The 20,095-nt window shown below is 48.5% G+C and carries 16 protein-coding genes; 8 read left to right on the plus strand and 8 right to left on the minus strand.

Features of this window, described 5'->3' with window-relative positions; all coding sequences use genetic code 11:
- Window positions 1-184: 184 nt before the first annotated feature.
- Together ssb and SOHN41_RS15825 are read right to left on the minus strand one after the other, a co-directional pair.
- Complete coding sequence (gene ssb, locus SOHN41_RS15820; protein ID WP_007650922.1) at window positions 185-895, minus strand: single-stranded DNA-binding protein; 711 nt, start codon at window positions 893-895, stop codon at window positions 185-187.
- 109 nt (window positions 896-1,004) lie between these two features.
- On the minus strand, window positions 1,005-2,372 hold the full coding sequence (locus SOHN41_RS15825) for an MFS transporter (protein WP_007650924.1): 1,368 nt from the start codon (window positions 2,370-2,372) through the stop codon (window positions 1,005-1,007).
- Between the two features lie 358 nt (window positions 2,373-2,730).
- On the opposite strand from SOHN41_RS15825, the gene uvrA reads away from it, so the two are divergent.
- From uvrA to SOHN41_RS15845, 4 genes are all read left to right on the plus strand, one after another.
- Window positions 2,731-5,601, plus strand: coding sequence for an excinuclease ABC subunit UvrA (gene uvrA / locus SOHN41_RS15830; RefSeq protein WP_007650928.1), 2,871 nt, complete (start codon window positions 2,731-2,733; stop codon window positions 5,599-5,601).
- A gap of 210 nt (window positions 5,602-5,811) precedes the next feature.
- The gene (locus SOHN41_RS15835; RefSeq protein WP_007650930.1) at window positions 5,812-6,858 is read left to right on the plus strand and encodes a M28 family peptidase; all 1,047 of its coding nucleotides are present in this window, start codon (window positions 5,812-5,814) and stop codon (window positions 6,856-6,858) included.
- A 196-nt stretch (window positions 6,859-7,054) separates the two neighbouring features.
- The gene (locus SOHN41_RS15840) at window positions 7,055-8,950 is read left to right on the plus strand and encodes a DEAD/DEAH box helicase (protein WP_007650932.1); all 1,896 of its coding nucleotides are present in this window, start codon (window positions 7,055-7,057) and stop codon (window positions 8,948-8,950) included.
- Between the two features lie 159 nt (window positions 8,951-9,109).
- A complete protein-coding gene (locus tag SOHN41_RS15845) occupies window positions 9,110-9,478 on the plus strand; it encodes a hypothetical protein (RefSeq protein WP_007650934.1) in 369 nt (122 codons plus the stop codon).
- Between the two features lie 111 nt (window positions 9,479-9,589).
- On the opposite strand, the gene SOHN41_RS15850 is transcribed toward SOHN41_RS15845, so the two are convergent.
- Window positions 9,590-10,780, minus strand: a complete 1,191-nt coding sequence (locus SOHN41_RS15850; protein WP_037459383.1) for an MFS transporter — start codon at window positions 10,778-10,780, stop codon at window positions 9,590-9,592.
- 176 nt (window positions 10,781-10,956) lie between these two features.
- On the opposite strand from SOHN41_RS15850, the gene SOHN41_RS15855 reads away from it, so the two are divergent.
- On the plus strand, window positions 10,957-11,838 hold the full coding sequence (locus SOHN41_RS15855) for a LysR family transcriptional regulator (protein ID WP_007650937.1): 882 nt from the start codon (window positions 10,957-10,959) through the stop codon (window positions 11,836-11,838).
- A gap of 146 nt (window positions 11,839-11,984) precedes the next feature.
- Window positions 11,985-12,824, plus strand: a complete 840-nt coding sequence (gene dkgB / locus SOHN41_RS15860) for a 2,5-didehydrogluconate reductase DkgB (protein ID WP_007650939.1) — start codon at window positions 11,985-11,987, stop codon at window positions 12,822-12,824.
- 22 nt (window positions 12,825-12,846) lie between these two features.
- On the opposite strand, the gene SOHN41_RS15865 is transcribed toward dkgB, so the two are convergent.
- Window positions 12,847-13,461: an HAD family hydrolase gene (locus SOHN41_RS15865; RefSeq protein WP_007650941.1), complete on the minus strand. Its 615-nt coding sequence runs from the start codon at window positions 13,459-13,461 to the stop codon at window positions 12,847-12,849.
- 29 nt (window positions 13,462-13,490) lie between these two features.
- Window positions 13,491-14,465 carry a DMT family transporter gene (locus tag SOHN41_RS15870; protein ID WP_007650942.1) on the minus strand — a complete coding sequence of 325 codons (975 nt, stop codon included), beginning with the start codon at window positions 14,463-14,465 and terminating at the stop codon, window positions 13,491-13,493.
- Between the two features lie 258 nt (window positions 14,466-14,723).
- Between SOHN41_RS15870 and SOHN41_RS15875 the strand changes: the two genes are divergently transcribed.
- Complete coding sequence (locus SOHN41_RS15875; RefSeq protein ID WP_007650944.1) at window positions 14,724-15,530, plus strand: hypothetical protein; 807 nt, start codon at window positions 14,724-14,726, stop codon at window positions 15,528-15,530.
- Window positions 15,531-15,707: 177 nt separating this feature from the next.
- Window positions 15,708-16,820, plus strand: a complete 1,113-nt coding sequence (locus SOHN41_RS15880; protein ID WP_007650945.1) for an energy transducer TonB — start codon at window positions 15,708-15,710, stop codon at window positions 16,818-16,820.
- Between the two features lie 4 nt (window positions 16,821-16,824).
- Here SOHN41_RS15880 and SOHN41_RS15885 read toward each other — a convergent pair whose 3' ends face one another.
- From SOHN41_RS15885 to SOHN41_RS15895, 3 genes are all read right to left on the minus strand, one after another.
- On the minus strand, window positions 16,825-17,154 hold the full coding sequence (locus SOHN41_RS15885; RefSeq protein WP_007650946.1) for a cysteine-rich CWC family protein: 330 nt from the start codon (window positions 17,152-17,154) through the stop codon (window positions 16,825-16,827).
- Window positions 17,155-17,443: 289 nt separating this feature from the next.
- Entirely contained in the window at window positions 17,444-18,394 is a 951-nt protein-coding gene (locus SOHN41_RS15890) for a hypothetical protein (protein ID WP_007650947.1), read from the minus strand.
- A gap of 626 nt (window positions 18,395-19,020) precedes the next feature.
- On the minus strand, window positions 19,021-20,088 hold the full coding sequence (locus SOHN41_RS15895) for a c-type cytochrome (protein WP_007650950.1): 1,068 nt from the start codon (window positions 20,086-20,088) through the stop codon (window positions 19,021-19,023).
- Window positions 20,089-20,095: the final 7 nt, after the last annotated feature.

The following is a 20,095-nucleotide window of genomic DNA, read 5'->3' on the forward strand; positions in this document are numbered from 1 at the left end:
TGTGCTTGCTGCGTGTCACTGGAATGGTAGTGCTTAATTTATGGATACTAAGGTTCAGTGAATGCCCCACAAACTTCCTTTTAAACACAAAAAGCAAAAGCCCCGCAAATAATTGCAGGGCTTTGATAATATTAGACAATAGCAGTCTTTACACTTTACCGACTACGCGTATCTCAGGTAAACGCTAGAACGGGATATCGTCATCCCAGCCATCATCCAAATCTGGAGTGAAGTTTTGCTGTGGCTGTGGCGCTGGACGTTGTGCAGGTGCTGCTGGCGCTTGATAAGCTGGAGCAGCCTGTGGCTTAGGCGCATAACCACCTTGCTGTGGTTGAGCGTGAGGCTGTGCCTGCTGCTGACCATACGTTTGCTGGGCAGGTGCTGGCGCAGCATATTGTTGCTGTGCTGGCGCTTGGTAAGCAGGTGCCGCTTGAGGCGCTGGCGCATATTGATTTTGTGCAGGAGCCACCTGTTGTGGTGCAGATTGGTAACCCGCGTTTTGTGGCATGCCGCCGCCCATTGGCGCGCCTTGAGCTTGGCCACCTTGACCACGACTACCTAGCATTTGCATGCTACCGCTTTGATCGATAACCACTTCAGTGCTATAGCGATCTTGACCACTTTGGTCTTTCCACTTACGGGTTTGCAATTTACCTTCGAGGTAAACCTGTGAACCTTTACGTAAATATTCGCCTGTAATTTCAGCTAATTTGCCGAACAGAACCACACGGTGCCATTCAGTACGCTCCTGCTGCTGACCCTGTTGGTCTTTCCACGATTCGCTGGTCGCCACTGTGATGTTAGCGACTGCGTTACCGTTTGGCATATAACGTACTTCTGGATCTTGTCCCAAATTGCCAACCAAAATTACCTTGTTAACACCACGACTGGCCATTGAAATCTCCTGCGATTCTTTAAATAATCTATTAATTCAGTATGTTGTTTATAGATGCTGCCATAGAGGAAAATCTTCATCCCCAAATACTACAGGGCAGCACCACATATTATTGAGCAGAGCCTAACACAGCTCGAGCTTCTCTTAAATCGAAATGCTCGTCGACCTTAAGATAAGCGACTTTTTCATCCAGCACGACGATGGCTTCAACGACGCCCATCAGTTGAGATAGCTGAGTCGCCATATCCCGCGCCTGTGCCTTGTCTTTCACTTCGGCTTCTAAGGTGTAACTTTTTAACAGCACAGGGTTTTGCATGCCTAATGTCAAGAATAGCCAGATAGACATTAAGATCACGGCAACGATAAATACCCCGACAGCCCCCACTAGCTGGAATGCGCCGCCACCGAGCATACCACCACAAAAAGCCCCTAAAAACTGGCTAGTGGAATACACACCCATGGCCGAGCCTTTTTCGCCAACCGGGCAAAATTTGGCAATCAAACTGGGCAGTGAGGCTTCTAAATAGTTAAACCCAGTGAAGAACAGCACAACGGCAAAACTCAATACCCAGAGATTGCTCGAAAATGCGGCCATCGCCAGTAATGCCACTATCATGATCACTAAAGCAATTTGGAACATCGCCTTAGTATTCTTACGCTTAACCCCGATGATAATTAACGGCACCATCAGGAAAAAGGCCCCCACAAAGGCGGGGAAATACAACATCCAGTGTTTCTCCTTCACTAATCCTGCATCGACAAGATCGAGTGGCAAGGCAACAAACACTGCCGTAAGGACTAAATGCAGGATAAAAATCCCCGCATCTAATCTAAAAAGTTGAGGGTCGGTTAACATCCGTTTGAGCTTAGCGGGTGTGGCTAAGGTATCCCCCTTAGGGGCCTGCGAAATGGGATTCGGCACTAAAAACTGCACTATCACCATACCCAATAGTGCAAGAGCCGCCGTTAAAAAAAACAACCCCGTTAAACCTAAATGCTGCGCCACTATGGGCCCGACTAACAAGGACAGGGCGAAGGAACCGCCGATACACATGCCAATAATCGCCATGACCTTGGTACGTTGTTCATCGCGGGTCAAATCCGCGGCCAACGCCAACACGGCGGCTGCGATTGCCCCCATACCTTGTACGGCTCGGCCAAACACTACGCCATAAATCGTCTCGGCATAGGCCGCGATTAAGCTACCTATGGCAAACAACACAAGGCCGGCGAGGATGATAGGTTTACGACCGTACTTGTCGGATAACATTCCCATGGGGATCTGCAAAACGGCCTGAGTCAAGCCGTAGGCACCGATGGCAATTCCCACCCAAAGTGGTGAGAAACCTTGCAGATGCTGACCATAAAGTGCAAAGACGGGCATAATCATAAACAAGCCCATCATGCGTAAACCAAATACACTGGCTAAAGAAAACGCGACTTTTTTCTCAGTACTCGAAAGTCCGTTGTTACCCATGTTTTTGCCCTAGATTGATGCCTTTTAGGGAGCGCATGTTATCACATCCCAAAGCTTTTGCTCAAAAGGAAATCGTGGCCTAAACCACAGTGTTAACACTGGTTATTTATTTCTAAAAATCCGCGATTGTCTATCAATAGGCGGCTGCAGATATACAAAATCTACCCAACGCCAAGCGCTAACAGATAAAAAGCCCCGTGGCGCAAAGGGCCAAGCCGTTAAGATAGGCTTGCTCGAGTTGAGGCCCACTGAGGAACACCCATTGGGCTCGGGTTTAGATCACAGAATCAGCTAAACTCAGCGGCAGAACTGTGCGATACTTGTGCTCATTTTTTTAAGCATAAGACTTGAGCGATAGATGGATAAGATTGAAATACGCGGCGCACGCACCCACAATCTCAAAAATATCAACCTGACTATCCCAAGGGATAAACTGATTGTTATCACAGGGTTATCAGGTTCCGGCAAATCTTCCCTTGCATTTGATACTTTATACGCCGAAGGCCAGCGACGTTATGTCGAGTCCCTGTCTGCCTATGCTCGCCAATTTTTAAGTTTGATGGAAAAGCCCGATGTGGATCATATCGAAGGCTTAAGCCCCGCCATCTCCATCGAACAAAAATCCACTTCCCATAACCCACGCTCAACCGTGGGCACTATTACCGAAATCTACGACTACCTACGCTTACTATTTGCCCGTGTCGGTGAGCCGCGCTGCCCCACCCACGGCCAACCACTGGCGGCACAAACGGTTAGCCAGATGGTGGACAAAGTGCTAGAGATGCCCCAAGACAGCCGTTTGATGTTATTGGCTCCGGTGGTCAATGGTCGCAAGGGTGAGCATGTTAAATTACTCGAAGGTTTAGCCGCACAGGGTTATATCCGCGCCCGCATCGATGGAGAAGTCTGTGACTTAACCGATCCGCCAACCTTAGATCTACACGTAAAGCACACGATTGAAGTCGTGGTCGACCGCTTTAAGGTGCGCGACGATATTGCCCAGCGCCTCGCCGAATCCTTTGAAACCGCACTCGAGCTTTCCGGCGGGATTGCGGTCGTCGCCAGTATGGACGACGCCGACAATGGGGTTAAGCCGGACGAGCTTATCTTCTCCGCCAACTTTGCCTGCCCCCACTGTGGTTATTCAATGGCGGAGCTCGAGCCACGGATCTTCTCCTTCAACAATCCCGCGGGCGCATGCCAAACCTGTGATGGTTTAGGGGTACAGCAATTTTTCGATCCGGAACGCGTCATTACCAACACTGAACTGTCACTGGCGGGCGGGGCGATTCGCGGCTGGGATAGACGTAACTTCTATTACTTCCAGATGCTCAGTTCGCTCGCCGAGCACTATAAGTTCGACGTCGAAGTGCCCTTCGAACAACTGAGTGACAAAGTGCGCAAAATCGTACTTTATGGCTCTGGGAAAGACAGTATTGCCTTTAAATATATGAATGATCGTGGCGATGTGGTGGTGCGTAACCATCCCTTCGAAGGCATTCTAAACAATATGGATAGACGCTACCGCGAGACCGAAAGTAACTCGGTTAGGGATGAATTAGCCAAGTTTATCAACACCCAAGCCTGTCAAAGCTGTGGCGGTTCCCGTCTGCGTGAGGAAGCGCGTCATGTCTTTATAGGCGATCTTAACCTACCTAAGTTGACCACTTGGTCGATTGGTGAGGCTCTAGACTATTTTGAGAAGCTCGAATTTGCTGGTCAAAAGGCGCAAATTGCCGAGAAAATCCTTAAGGAAGTGCGCGACCGCTTAGGTTTTCTGGTCAATGTGGGGCTGAATTATTTAAGCCTGTCACGCTCCGCCGAAACCCTCTCCGGTGGGGAAGCCCAGCGCATTCGCCTCGCCAGCCAAATTGGCGCAGGACTGGTCGGGGTGATGTATGTGCTAGACGAACCCTCCATCGGCCTGCACCAAAGGGATAACGAGCGTCTGCTGCAAACCCTGATCCACCTGCGGGATTTAGGCAACACTGTGATCGTGGTGGAGCACGATGAAGATGCGATCCGTATGGCGGACCATGTGATCGATATCGGCCCCGGTGCCGGTGTGCATGGTGGTGAGGTGATTTGCGACGGCCCGATTGAAAAAATTATCGCCTGTGAAGCCTCGGTCACTGGGCAATATATTTCCGGTAAACGCAATATTCACATCGATACCCCCCGCACCCCCTTTGATGCTAGCCAAGTGATAGAACTCTTTGGCGCCCGCGGCAATAACCTGCGCAATGTGGATTTAACGATTCCTATTGGCCTATTCACCTGCGTAACGGGCGTTTCAGGCTCGGGTAAGTCAACCCTGATCAACGACACCTTCTTTAAGATCGCCCACAGGGAATTGAACGGCGCGACCGTAGATGAGCCCTCCCCCTATGACCGCATTGTCGGTATGGATCAGTGCGATAAAGTGGTCGATATCGACCAAAGCCCGATTGGCCGCACGCCACGCTCAAACCCGGCAACCTATACGGGCATATTCACCCCGATCCGCGAGATTTTTGCTGGCACTCAGGAGTCGCGTACCCGTGGTTATCAGGTTGGCCGCTTCTCCTTTAACGTCAAAGGTGGCCGCTGTGAGGCGTGTCAAGGCGATGGCTTAATCAAGGTTGAAATGCACTTCCTCCCCGATGTGTATGTGCCCTGCGATGCCTGTAAGGGCAAACGCTATAACCGCGAAACCTTAGAAGTGCGCTATAAAGGTAAAAACATTCACGAAGTGCTGCAAATGACGGTGGAAGATGCGCGGGAGTTTTTCGATGCAGTGCCAGCCATTGCCCGTAAACTGCAGACCCTGATGGATGTGGGTCTATCCTATGTCCGTTTAGGCCAAAGCGCGACCACGCTGTCGGGCGGTGAGGCCCAAAGGGTCAAACTCGCCAAGGAGCTTTCCAAACGGGATACGGGTAAAACCTTGTATATCTTAGATGAACCGACAACGGGTCTACACTTTGCCGATATCCAGCTGCTGCTTGACGTATTGCATCGCCTCAAATCCCACGGCAACACGATTGTGGTGATTGAGCATAATCTGGATGTGATCAAAACCGCAGACTGGATTATCGACTTAGGTCCAGAAGGCGGCGGTGGTGGCGGGATGATTTTAGCCACAGGCACACCTGAAGAGGTGGCCCAGCATCCAAGCTCCCATACGGCGCGTTTCCTAAAGCCGCTACTGGAGCGAGATGCCCAGCTTGCAAGCGCAGCCAAGCGGTAAGCATGCGATGCGTCTTAAATAACTGTTTCGAATTGTAGATCACTTTATAGGGAGCAGAGTGTCGGTAAGCCGGCCCTCTGCGCCATGGTGAGCATCGCATAGCGATACGCTGCGAACGTGAGCCATGGAGGGCAAACTGGCTGTTGTGTATGGATGCATTTGGCGCGGAGGAGCCCTCAGCGCGTTAATTCAACATCGATAAGGATAAGGATGGATAAACTGGTACAAGCCTTCAAACTCCTTTGCCTGCGCACACCAGCTGGGCGTTTTGAACCGCGCCTACTCTGGGCGATATGCTTGTTTGCCGCCTTAAATGGCTGCGCCACCCGCGCCCCCGAATCCTGTTCGCGCCATGATATTCGCCTACATTGGGCCGATCCTGTGGCATTGGAACAAACGGTGAGAGTGCTAAGCTCCGATGAATTTGAAGGCCGCAGAACCCAAAGCCAAGGGGCAGCCAAAAGCCGCGACTATCTCAATCAGCAATTTAAAGACCTAGGCCTCACCCCTTGGGGAGAACGCTTTGAGATCCCCTTCGAATACCACACGTTATTCACCCGGGAAACTGGGGCGAATATGGTGGCCATAGCCCCAGCCCAGAACCCCACTAATGCATGGCGAATTATCGTGGCCCACTATGATCATTTAGGGATAAGTGGCGGCAAAATTTACCATGGCGCCGATGATAATGCTTCGGGGATCGCCGCCATGCTCGCCATCGCCCAATATTGGCAGGAGCAGCAAAAGCTACAAGCCAGGAATGCAACTATAACCCTGCCCAATATCAATCTGATGTTTGTGGCAACGGACGCCGAGGAGCCAGGGCTCTATGGCAGCATCGCCCTAGTGGAACAGCTAAAAACACGCATGCCCGAGGCCAATATTCAATTGATGCTCAATTTGGATATGATAAGCCACCCAGGACGCCCCTACGGCATTTACCTCGAGGGCAGCCGTAACTTCAATCAATTTCAAGCGTTTAAACCGCAACTTAATGCGCAAAATCACCTGTGTATCAAGCCCAGTCACCCGAGGCCTGTGGGTCGTAGTATCCAAAATACCGATTGGTTGAGGGCCTCGGATCATTACCCCTTCCACAAAGCAAACATTCCTTGGTTGTATTTTGGTGTTCCGACCCATCCGCAATACCACACTCCCCAAGATACCGCCGACACAGTAGATTTCATGTTTCTCGCGGCAGTCACTGAGTCGGCCTTTGAATTAATGCGATTAAATGGCGACTTTTTGAAAAATTAACAGGAAGTGGCGCGTTTCTTGCTCAGTTTTAGTAAAAAACCGCCTAAAATAGGGCATTTATCCTCACATCGATTGGTAAAGTGTGAGACATGCTGCTATAATCTGGCGTTTTCGGCGCGGGAAATCGACACGGGGTTGATTTTCTGTCTGTGAAACTTAAGCGCAAATCCGTGCGCATCCACAAGGCTACAACCCAATGTCATCCGATGAAAGAACTTTCCGTGAACTCGGCCTATCCGAGAATTTGTTGCGTGCTCTTGACGAGCTAGGTTATGAAAAACCGACGCCAATCCAATCAGCCAGTATTGATCCACTTATGGCTGGCAAAGATATTTTAGGTCAAGCGCAAACAGGTACAGGTAAAACTGGTGCCTTCGCGCTGCCGCTACTAAACAAAGTCACCAGCCAAACAACACCGCAAATTTTAGTATTAGCGCCAACGCGTGAATTAGCGGTCCAGGTTGCTGAAGCATTCAGTAGCTATGCCAAATTTATGAAGAATTTCCACGTACTGCCAATTTATGGCGGTCAAAGCATGCAACAACAGTTGAATGCTCTGAAACGTGGCCCACAGGTTATCGTTGGTACGCCAGGTCGTGTTATGGACCACATGCGTCGCGGTACCTTGAAACTCGACTCATTAAAAGCACTCGTGCTCGATGAAGCCGATGAAATGTTAAAAATGGGCTTCATCGACGATATCGAATGGATCCTTGAGCACACGCCAAGCGAGCGCCAACTGGCGTTATTCTCTGCCACTATGCCAGAGCAAATTAAGCGTGTTGCTAACCAGCATTTACGTAGCCCTGTGCATGTGCGTATTGAGTCTAGCCAAACGACGGTTGAGTCAATTGAGCAGCGTTTCGTACAAGTATCACAACACAACAAACTTGAAGCCCTAGTGCGCGTATTAGAAGTTGAAAATACTGAAGGTATTATCATCTTCGTCCGTACTCGTAACTCATGTGTTGAGTTAGCCGAGAAACTCGAGGCCCGTGGCTATGCGTCATCACCACTGCACGGTGATATGAATCAACAGGCCCGTGAACGTGCAGTTGAACAACTCAAACGTGGCAAGTTAGATATTCTGATCGCCACCGACGTTGCCGCCCGTGGTCTTGATGTTGAGCGTATTGGTCACGTCGTTAACTACGACATTCCATATGATGCCGAAGCCTATGTTCACCGTATTGGTCGTACAGGTCGCGCCGGTCGTACTGGTATGGCGATCCTGTTTGTGACTAGCCGTGAAATGCGCATGCTGCGCACTATCGAGCGCTCAACCAACAGCCGTATTTCACCGATGAAGATCCCAAGCCCAGAGACAGTTGCAGAACGTCGTCTGTCACGCTTAGGTGAGCAATTGGCTGAAACCATGAACACAGATCTGGACTTTATGAAAGATGCTGTTGCGCAATTATGCCAACAGTTAGAAGTCGATACCGATCTTCTGGCCGCAGCTTTACTGCACCAAGTTCAACAAGAGCGCCCACTGCAATTGCCTGCGATTCAAGAACGCGCCCGTGATGAGCGCAATGAACGTAGCGACCGCGGAAGTGATCGTGGCGACCGTGGAAGTGAGCGTGGTGAACGCAGAAGTCGCGAACCGCGTCCAATGCCAGCAAGCTTAGGCTCAGCTGAAGCATTGAAAGATAATCCAGACTTAAAAATGTGCCGCTATGTTATCGACGTAGGTCGTGAAAATGGTGTGGGTGTGGGTAATATCGTTGGCGCTATCGCTAACGAAGCCAACATCGACAGCCGTTATATCGGTGCCATTCAGTTATATGATGCAGTGACCACAGTTGATCTGCCTGATGGCATGCCAAAAGACGTGTTACAGCACCTGAAGAAAGTCCGTGTTTGTGGCAAGCCATTGAACATCCGCGAAGCTGGCGATCAAGTATTTGTGGACTCAGGCCGCGGTGCACGCTCAGAGCGCCCATCGGGTGACCGCAAGCCACGTGGCGACCGTCCAATGGGTGATCGTAAGCCTCGTGCAGCCTCTGGTGACAAGCCATTTGCAGACCGCAAACCCCGTGCAGATAAACCTGCCGGTGAGCGTAAGCCACGTAAACCACGTGAAGAGTGATCTGACGATCTTCTAGCTTAACTAGAAACTAAAAAAGGAGCCTAGGCTCCTTTTTTGTTGGCTTGACTTTGTCTTAGTTGACCTGAGTTTGTTTGCCTTTACTCAGGATAAGGCTTAGTGTTTAATCCCCAGTCTGTTTAACCCATTAAACAAAAAACAATGAAAAAAGCCTTCACCGCCGGATTATTATCGGCCTTTATCGCCCCCGGCAGCGGCCATTTTTACCTAAAGCATAAACGCACCGCGCTAGTATTTTTTGCCTTAGCTGTCGTGAGTCTTATGCTATTGCTATCGCAAATCTATCAAGTAGCGCCAGTGATCGCCTTAGATATTCAAAATGGCACCTTACCCCTAGATATCGGTGTGATTTCCGCCGAAATAACCCAACAAACGCAGACCACAATCGCTAATGCCAATGAACTGCTGTACGGCTTTATCCTCTGCTGGCTAATAGCCCTATTAGATAGCGTACGCTTAGGGCTAAAACAAGATAAGCGGGATGCACTATCTAGTAAAAACACCGCATAGCAGATCCTATTAAACGCTATTGGAATCAAATCTATAGATAAAATAACCCAATGGCTTTCAATGAAAGCCATTTTTGCTTTAGAACAATATGTTAATAGAAACATGCTCGAATCACTGAATGACCACACTGCTATCAATTTTGCTTGATTGAGTATCTAAATAGCCACTCACACGGGTGAGTAACAGCGCGCAGAGCACCACCAGCGCACCAATCCAAGGTGTGTGCATCAAACCTAGGTTGGTCACTATTATCCCGCCGCCCCACGCGCCTAAGGCAATACCGACGTTAAAGGCGGCGATATTTAAACCCGAAGCCACATCAACCGCACCGGGAGCATAGCTTTCGGCGAGTTTCACCACATAAACCTGTAAACCTGGGACATTACCAAAGGCAAACGCGCCCCAGACTAAGATGGTCAACACAGCCGCAATCGGGTTGACCGCGGTAAAGTTAAACAGCAACAACACGGCGGCGAGGCCAGCAAAGATATAACTCAAGGCTTTTACTGGGCCCATTCTATCGGCCATCTTTCCGCCCCAGATATTCCCAAAGGCAACGGAGACACCGTAAACCAACATGATGGCGCCAATCGCACTGGCATTAAAACCTGTGACTTGCTGCAAAATCGGCGCAAGGTAAGTGAACGCCACAAAGGTGCCACCGTAACCCACGGCAGTAATTGCAAACACCAATAACAATCTCGGCTCGCCCAATACTTTGACTTGCGTGAGTATTCGGGCCGTACTGGCTTGCTTTAAGTTATTCGGCACTAAAAATGCGCTGCCGACTAAGGCGATAAAACCCAGTAATGCCACCGCTAAAAAGGTCGACTGCCAGCCAAAGGTCTGGCCGATATACGTCCCCAGCGGCACGCCTGTCACTAAGGCAACGGTTAAGCCTGTAAACATTATGGCAATCGCACTCGCCGCTTTTTCTTTGGGGACTAAGCCGGTGGCGATAGTCGAGCCAATCGAGAAGAACACCCCATGGGCCAGTCCTGTCAGGATCCGCGCGGCTATCAGAGTTTCGTAACTCGGCGCCTGCCACGCCAACAAGTTACCCGCCACAAACAGCGACATGACCGACAACAACACGGTTTTACGGTTCCAGTTACCCGTTAGCGCCGTCAGCACAGGTGCGCCAATCGCTACACCTAGGGCATATAAACTCACCAATAACCCCGCCGAGGGCAGTGAGACATTTAAATCCTGTGCCATAGTTGGGATCAAACCTACTATGACAAATTCTGTGGTTCCAATGGCAAAGGCGCTGAGCGTCAATGCGAGTAAAGCTAAGGGCATGATAGTGTCCATCCAGTGAGTTAAAACATCTGTGAGCGAATATTGATGAGCTAACACTCGGCTCACGTTCAGATGGGGCTATCATGGCCGCAAAGGTTATTGCTAAAAAGCGTGATTCTTACAAATGATTTTTGCTATAAATGCAGTTAATCACCTTTAAACTTGGAGACGACTGAGTGCTAACACGGTCAGATGATTTGCAGATTTTACTCACAGTTGTAGATACAGGCGGGTTTTCGGCGGCAGCAGAAGCGCTGGATATTCAAGTCGCCCGGGTATCGCGGGCGGTCACTCGCCTTGAAAGCCAACTGCAAGTCACGCTACTCAACCGCACCACACGCCGAGTCGAACTCACTAATGAGGGAAGGCAATTTGTCGATACGGTGCGGATTGGCTTACAAACCCTGCAGCAGGCCGAAGAGGATCTTATCGCCCGCGGCGAGCGCCCTAAAGGTCGTTTAAGGGTCGATGCCGCGAGTCCCTTCGTGCTGCATCAAATCGTGCCCTTAGTACAAGAATTTAAGCTGGCCTATCCCGATATCGAGCTTGAACTCACCTCCAACGAAGGCTTTGTCGATCTGATAGAGAAACGCACCGATGTGGCGATCCGTATCGGCAAGCTGACCGACTCGACTCTGCACGCCAGACCACTGGGTAAGAGTAAGCTGCATATCGTGGCCTCAAGCGCATACTTAGCCCAGCGCGGCCTACCGAAGAATATTAGCGATCTGCCCCACCACTGCCTTATCGGCTTTACGGGTTCGAAAGTGCTCAACCAATGGCCCTTAAAGGGCGTCGACCAAATCACACCTAATGTGCGCGCCAGCAACGGCGAAACCGTGCGCCAATTAACCTTATCGGGCAATGGCATCGCTTGCCTGTCGGGCTTTATGGTTAACGACGACATTGCCGCGGGGCGATTAGTCCCATTGCTCGAGAGTGAACACGTGACCAATGTCGGGCGGGAGCAAGTGAATGCCGTCTATTATAAAACCTCAACCGTTGCACGGCGGATCTCGGCTTTTATCGATTTTATCCAGCCCAGATTGAGTCTGTAAAACCACGCGGTTCAATCGGCGATGCGTAAAGTGCAGCAGAGCATTATTGTGATATTGGCAAATATGATTTGTGTTTTATCGACTTTATTGGCAAAGCCTGATGGGCGAAAGTAGCGTCATCAGCATTATTCAGTATTGGAAATATTATGACTCAAACGCACACAGACTCGACCGCATCCCACCCATTTACTATGCCTATGCTCGGCACTGGCACCTTTAGACTCAAAGACCAAGCGGCATTCGATGCCGTATTAATGGCTCTCGAAGAAGGCTCGCGCCATCTTGATACCGCACAAATTTACGGTAATGAAGCCGCCGTTGGCGAAGCGATTAAGGCTTCTGGCGTTCCCCGTAGTGAACTCTTTATCACCACTAAGGTATGGACAGAAAATCTAGCCGCAAACCGTTTCGAAGCCAGCGTCAGCGACAGCTTAACCGCGCTACAAACCCAGTATGTCGATCTGCTATTAATCCATTGGCCGCTTAAGGACGAACACGTGCCGATGGCAGATTACCTTATGTCATTAAAAACCATGCTGGATAAAGGTTTCACCCGCCGTATTGGGGTATCGAACTTCACTAACGCCCAGTTATCCCAAGCGATTGAGATATTAGGTGAAGGAGTGATTGTCACCAATCAAGTAGAAGTGCATCCGTATTTGGTTAACGCAAAAGTGACTGAGTTTTGTAAGCAGCACAATATCTTAGTGACGGGCTATATGCCTTTTGCCTACGGCGCTGTATTACAGGATGAATTAATTACTCAGATTGCAAAAAAGCACGGCGTCACCACGGCTCAAACCATACTCGCTTGGTTAAGACAACAAGGGTTCGCCACGATCCCCTCATCGACCAAACGTGAGCATGTGCGCAGCAACCTAGCAGCGGCAAAACTCATGTTATCGGCAGCGGAAATCGAGGCTATCAGCGGATTAGATCGCAATCATAGGGTGGCTAATCCAGACTTCGCCCCGCACTGGGACTAAGTTCAAAACAGGCGAACAGAGCCTAATCGCCCACTGTCCACGCTTCAATAAAGCTATGGTAGCAAGCCACCAGCATATCGGCGCCCTTGGCATAATCGGGAATAATCTCAGGACAATAGAGGGCGCAGCGGCTCCCCGCATTACGCGCGGTTTGCAGATCGAACAGATAATCGCCCACATATAAGATATCCGCGGGCGCGAGCTGCCACTGCTGGCAAATAAGATAAATCCCTTCGGGGTGTGGCTTAGGCTGTGCATCATAACGCGTTAACACCAGCGCGATATCTATGCCGAGCTTATCGATAGTGATCTGCGCCGCCTCCGGCATATTGCGGGTCAAAATAGCTAGGGGCAGTGACTTAGCCCGTAGGCATTCGATAAGCTCCCTCGCGCCATCAATCCAACGGGCATTGAGCGAGCTTTGTCTCTCGTATTCATGGACTATTTCTAACGCCTGAGCCTGTGCTTCACCCGCACTCAGGCCCTCTACATGGGCCAAGATATCCGTGCCTGAACTAATCCCCAACTCACGCCGCAGCCCTGCAAAATCCGGATTGGAATGTGCAAGCGTGCCGTCGAGATCGAAGATCACGCCACGAATATCGCTGAGTCTGACATCGGTTAATCGAGTGATCACTGGCCATCCCCATAGGTAAAAATAGCGGTTTAGACAGCCTGTAAGCGCTTTGCCTGACGATTGCGGTACATAGGCAGCAATTGCACCACCATCACAGACACAATAATCACGCCAATCCCCAGCAGAGATAACCCATCTAACTCATCGGCGTGGAAGACTTCTGGCCACCAGCCAATGCTCACCACCAATGCAGTGGCACTAAAGCTAAATACTGGCGTTAGGGCCAGCATGGCACTCACCTGTGCCGTCGGCCAATACTTCATCGACTGCCCAAAACAGCCATAGGCGATCAAGGTGTTGGCGGCACAAAACAGCGCCACCTGCCAGTCAAAACTGTCCATGTTGGCGAACTGGCTAAAGTCACTAAAGGGCGCCATAGCAAAAATACCTAGGCCATAAATAACCAATAGTACGTTCGCGGGGGATAAGCGGTTCAGCAGGGATTTTTGCAACAGGGCATAGGTAGTCCATGACAGGGCCGAGAACTGAATAATCATCACCCCAATCCAAACTTGATGATTGCTCGCGGCCGAAAAATCCAAATAAGGGTGGAAGAACATCAACATACCTAAAGCCAAGGTCGCAAAACAGCTGAGCTGCACCGCATTAAGCCTTTCCTTAAAAAATAGCACGCCACCGAAGGCGAGGAAAAAGGGCGATGTTTGGAAGTTAAGCTGGGCGGCCCCAGGAGCAAGATAGTCAAGGGAATACACGAATGACACATAATTAAGCATCAAAAATAACCCAGCAAGACAAAGCCTTAGCCAAACCTTGGCATCAAGCGCCGCAAACTGTTTCAAACTGCCCGCACTCCATTGGATCAGTATGCTGACCACCAGTGCAACCAGAAAACGAAACCAAGTCAGGGTCACAGGATCGATAAAAGCACCCGAGAGCTTTAAGGCGATTGGCAGCATGCCCCAAAATAACACGGCAACAGAAATAAATAGCAGACCAAGTTGAGCATGGTTATTTGCCAAGTGGCCGTTATGGCTCTGGTTCACGGATAAGTCCCAGTAATACTGCAGAAAGGAATGCCATTCTGGCACTGAGCGAGTCCAAGATCTAGCCTAGACGGCGATTAAAGTCTTTGATGAATTGGATACTTTAGCTGACACCTATTTACTCGCCTCCCACTGCAAGGGCAAAGCGCAGACATGTCTACAATTCAGTTTTATAAAGCCATTTTTAAGACAAAACGGTATATTTAGCCTACTTCGCCATTTAGGGCCGTTTTGAGTCGCTATTTTTTAGGATAAACCATGCCACACTCAATTAATCTTAAACAAGATCAATCCATTATTAATGCCGCAGCCAAAGAGCTAGCCGAAAGGCGCGCCTCTGGCATAACGGGAGAGCTATTGGCAGAAGCATTAAGACCCAAGCACTTTGAACAGGCATTTGCTATCCAACAAGCCGTAGCCAACGTCTTGATGGCGACTCAAAATAATCCTATTGCAGGTTGGAAATGCCTATTACCTACGACCGATAAAACCGTTGTCGCCCCTATTTATCAACAAGATGTGTATCATCAGACACCATACTGTCCATTATATCCTTCAACCAAAGGGCTCGCCCGGGTCGAACCTGAACTCGCCTTCGAGATAGGTGTCGATTTACCTCCTAGAATGGCACCCTACACCGAGGCTGAAATCGATGCTGCCTTAGGTAAGACTCGTCTTGCGCTCGAGTTAATTAAGAGTCGCTACCACACCCCAAGCACAGCTTGCCATTTGGATGCCCTCGCCGATGGCTTAGTCAATCAAGGCCTATGGTTAGGGCCAGAGCTTGAGCTATCTGATGATATAGAGACTGGCCATTTCGACCTTAACGTCAATATAGCCGATAGTGAAGTTCTGCAAAAAAATGCCATTCACCCCAATGGTTTCCCCAAAGCAGGACTCTACTGGTTAGTTAACTTTTTATCCGCCCAAGGCATTGGTCTAACGCAAGGGCAATATGTGATCACGGGCTCCTACGCGGGCGTGCTCGATCTGCCATTGGCACAGGTCTGCCACTTTGAATACGGCGCGCTCGGACAATTTGCAGTGACTTTTACTGCCAAATAATCCGGTCATTAAGCGATAAAACCAATAAAGTAAGCGACCCAGTTACAGCTGGGCTCGCTTATTTTCACTCTAAGTGCTCAGCATCCCTCCCGCATAATTAACAAAAAGCCCAGTCAACTTGTCTCATAACTGACATCTATGTATCATCTAATCTCATCAATAATAAGGATATATAGAATGTCGCACGGAAAAATGCTGCCAATTACCTGCCTTCTTGCCCTCACCTTAGGCACATCTCTTAGCGTACACGCCTCAGAAAATAGCTTTGCCAAAGCCTACCGCGACTATCAAGCCTCCGTAGAAAAAGGCGATGTTGCAAATATTGAAGCGAGCGCAAAAAATGCTTATCAGCTGGGCGAAGCTCAATATGCCAAAGACAGTGTCGACTTAGCTAACCTCGCCATAAACTGGGCCAGCGCCATAGAAAAGCAAGTCGCACCTAATCCATTTGTGGAACAAAATCTGTCACAAACGGCTAAGGCACATGAGTTATACCAACTTGCACTCGCCAACTATAAGGCCCATTACGGCAAAGAAGCCATCGAGCTTATTGACCCTTTACTCGGTGCAGCACAAACCGCCGTTGAAGCCAAAGCAGCAAAGGGCTATTTGCTTGATGCGATTGATCTCGCAGAAAAATCCGATAAAAAGAAACTGATCGCCGATGTGAAAATGGCCGCCTTTAATCGTTTATCCAATACAGAGCTATACACTCGAAGTGTGAGAAGTTATGCCTTTGATGCCTATGATATTTATAAAGAGATTTTGCCAGAGAACGCCATAGCCAGAGTCAAGGCAACCTATATTGTGGGCGCCGTTGAATTTGCGGAAAAACATGATAAAAAAGCCGAACCTTTACTACAAGAAGTGGTTAAACAGTTCGAGGTACTTAATTACAGTCATCCCTATGCCTTGAGTGCCCACGCTTATTTAGTGGAACTCTATGAGCGTCAAGGTAAAAGAGAATTAGCGACAGCCCACTGTATTGCCATAGGTAGTATGCAACCCTGGACCGACGAACAAGAGCAAAAGCCACTTTTCCGTCAATTTCCAAACTATCCAATGTCCTACGTCCAACAACGTAAAAGTGGCTGGGTTCAGCTAAAATTTACCGTTGATGAGCAAGGCTTTGTGAAAAATCCTGAAATTATTGCCTCTAAGGGCGGCGCTTTATTTGAAAAAGAAAGTATTGAGACTCTCAATAAATGGCGATACGCACCTAAGTTTGAAAATGGTAAAGCCGTTGCAGCGCAAACTAGTGTGCAGCTGGATTACACTATAGAGAATTAATCCATTATTTAACTTCATAACCTAGCCCATCGCTCACTGTCGATGGGCTTTTTTCATCCTGCGCGCCAAGTTGGCTCTGACTAAGCCCCTGCTTAAGTTGGCTTAAACAAGCTTGGCAAATACACGCATCGGCGGACGGTAAAATGTCGCTGATTGCCGTTGACTGCAAACCTGATGCTTGCGCTTGCAAGGAGGCTAAAGGTGGAAACGTTTGCTGCGAGCACCAACAGTCCTCAATACCCTGACCTAAAATCACCGCACATTGATTCGCGCCTTGGCACAGAGGGCAAATTTGCGCAGTTTCTAACTTAGGTTGTTCCAATGGCTGAGACACGGTAATCCTTATTGCAAGATAAGTTGTTATAGCGCGGAGATCATAATGGTTTTTCCATTAACGTTGGAATAATATTTCCATCATCAAGATACTCATATCGATTAAGCGTGCCAATTAACACCTAGGTATTTATTGCCCTTTAATTGACTGTATTCATCAAGTGGTTTCTAACTGAAACCATATTTGGTGTATTTATTTAGCTCAGTAAGCCGCATTCCTGCGTCATAAAAAATGTATTCACGGATTCATGCATGGTGAATGCGAAAGGTGAGTTGAAATCACGTTAATTTTATGACTTTGTGAACTCTTTAAAGAATTTATCCTGTCTTTCAAATTGAGCGTTTAATTCTTCTTCAGTGATATCAGACAGAGAGTCATACCAATGCTGTATTGAACTGATATTTGTATCTGTTTCTTTTATTCTAGCTATAAGCTTCTGAAAATTATCTGGTATCAAGCAGGCTAAATTTTCAGCTTGGACTGGACTATAAAACCCCGACATTGGTGGATTAATGCCAAATTTACGCTCCATGTCAAAACCAACTAAAAGTACAGGATTGCTTAATGCAACCGTGAGGGCTATTAATTCAACTGTTTTCAGGTAGTAAGAAAGACTCTGGCTACATGCTTTATTATCAAATTGCGGGACGCTCATTCCATTTATATGCCGAAACCTTGGAGATATAATGTTGAAGCTATTTTCCAAGCCATTTACATGAATAACATTACAGATATCCCAATAATGCTCTAATAAAACGTCTGTCCATGACTCGTCATTATCTTGATCATACTGCGGAGTTGCCTTTTTTAGTGCACTTAACGCACGCTTAAAATTTGGTGTACCGTTATCTGAAACCGAATGCATCCACTTTTTTGCCTTTTCTGGCTCAGTACTATCCAAGACAAAAAAACTGCCCGCCACTACAAGTTCTAAAGCTCTCCTTAAAGAATCAAAAGCATTTTTGTAGTTGCCCTGAAAGATCACCGTCAAACAACTATCCAACTCATGTACCGCTTCAACCCACGGGAAAATGCTTACTTTTTCTAAGTGGTCGACTCTTGCCGTAGGAGCTTCCATTAACTCATGCTTACAAAATGACTCAGCCTGCTCAAGCTTTTCGAGGTTTGGATAGTCATTATAGATATAGTTAGAAGTCTCTGTAATAACACTTTCCATACTAGAGAGCAGTATATCTCGTCTAGCGTTAAAACTTTCTTTTGGTAGGTTGAATGGATTCAAGGTCAACTCTTTTTAATAAATTTGACGTGGTACATACGATAACTGAAAAGATAGTTACCCACCAAAAATTAGAGTTCAATACTTTCCAAATCAGTTGATTATTCCTATCAATAAAGAAATACAGTAAGGTGTAACAAGAGTTTGTTTCCTTTGACCAAAAACCAGCGTAAATCAGCTTCTTAGAAAACGTAGAGAGGGTTCGACTCCCTCGATACGTTTTACGCGTTTAAGATAGGTTTTGAAACCAACAGACCACACTGATGCCAGAAAGGCGAGTCATGGTGATTTACAAGACGACCGTCCGCCCCATGGCCGCTTTTTGGCATCCATGCCATTGCGGCATTTGTGAATCCTTTCACATCAGACGGGGCGGTCGAGCATCCACGGATAATGGACTTGAACAACATCCATGTTTAACAGCCAGTTCGCCATCCATGGCTCTCGTTCATAAGCTTAGAAACCCGAGGTTTCTATTCACCATGTCGGTGAGCCAATGCCATGACAAGCCTAAACTCGAAAACTTATTAATAAAAAAAGCCAGCAAAGCTAAATGCTTGCTGGCTTTTCTGTCTAATCCATTAACTCACTTTACTTCATCACACGAGCACTTAATCAAAGAGGTTCAACTAGGACTTCTTAGGGAAAATCGGGTAAGACTCAGTGCCTAGCACTTTGCCATCGACTTCGACACCGTAGTAGTCATTGTCGTTATGGTATTTTTCCTGCGCCTGCTTCACATCACCCTTGTTGCGGGGATCCTGTGGACGCTCATGGGAGTTAATATAGGCCGCAACATCCCAAGCCTGTTGATTGGTGAGCTGGATACTCTTAGCAAAGGGCATGTTTTCATAGATAAAAAAGGCTGCCGTATTCACCCTGTGCATGCCTGCGCCCCAGTTGTAACTCATAGGCCCCCATAATGGCGGCAGAGAGTAAACACCCGCAATCGCTTGGCCTTGACCATCGGCGCCATGGCAAGCTTGGCAGTGAGCTGTATACACGGCTTTGCCGCGCTCGGGTGAGAACGCGAGTTCAGGTTTAGGGATCTCAGGATAACCACGACCAGGCAAGCTAGCACGTTGCTCAACTGTCATTGCCTTAGCCAATGTTTCTGGGAGTGGGAAATCCTCCCGTTTGCCACCTTTAACGAGTTCAGCATCGCTTAGCTCAGGGACTGGGTCGCTAATATTCGCTGCATCCATCAAGCCTCCCATGCCTAACCAATAGGCGTAGGCCGACAGTGCCACTAGCTCTGGGCCTCCGGCAGGCGGCGCTTTGCCATTCATGGAATAGTTAAAACAGCCCTGAATACGTTCTTCAAAACTACTGACTTTATTGTCTTTTTTTCGATAAGCCGGATAAGCAAAGTACGCGCCCCATAGGGGTGATGCATTAGCTTTACGGCCTGCATCCATATGACAGTTAGCGCAATTAAGCTCATTACCCACATACTTATCACGCAACTGCTGGGTATTCACAAACAGCTGATAACCCAAACGTACTTTGTCACCAAAGGCACCTTCGGGAATCGCACTCAAAGGCCTAGGGGTGAGGTAGGTTTGATCTGCAACTTTAGGGAAAGAAGGCAGCGGGGCTTGTTTATCTGGGCGCTCTTGTACTGGCTCCGTTTCAGCTTGCGCCTGCACGGTTAATGACCCCAGCGCGGCCAGTAATAACATTGCGGAATATTTCATGGCCAGC

Origin of the sequence: Shewanella sp. HN-41, assembly GCF_000217915.1 — a bacterium.
Lineage (GTDB): Bacteria > Pseudomonadota > Gammaproteobacteria > Enterobacterales > Shewanellaceae > Shewanella.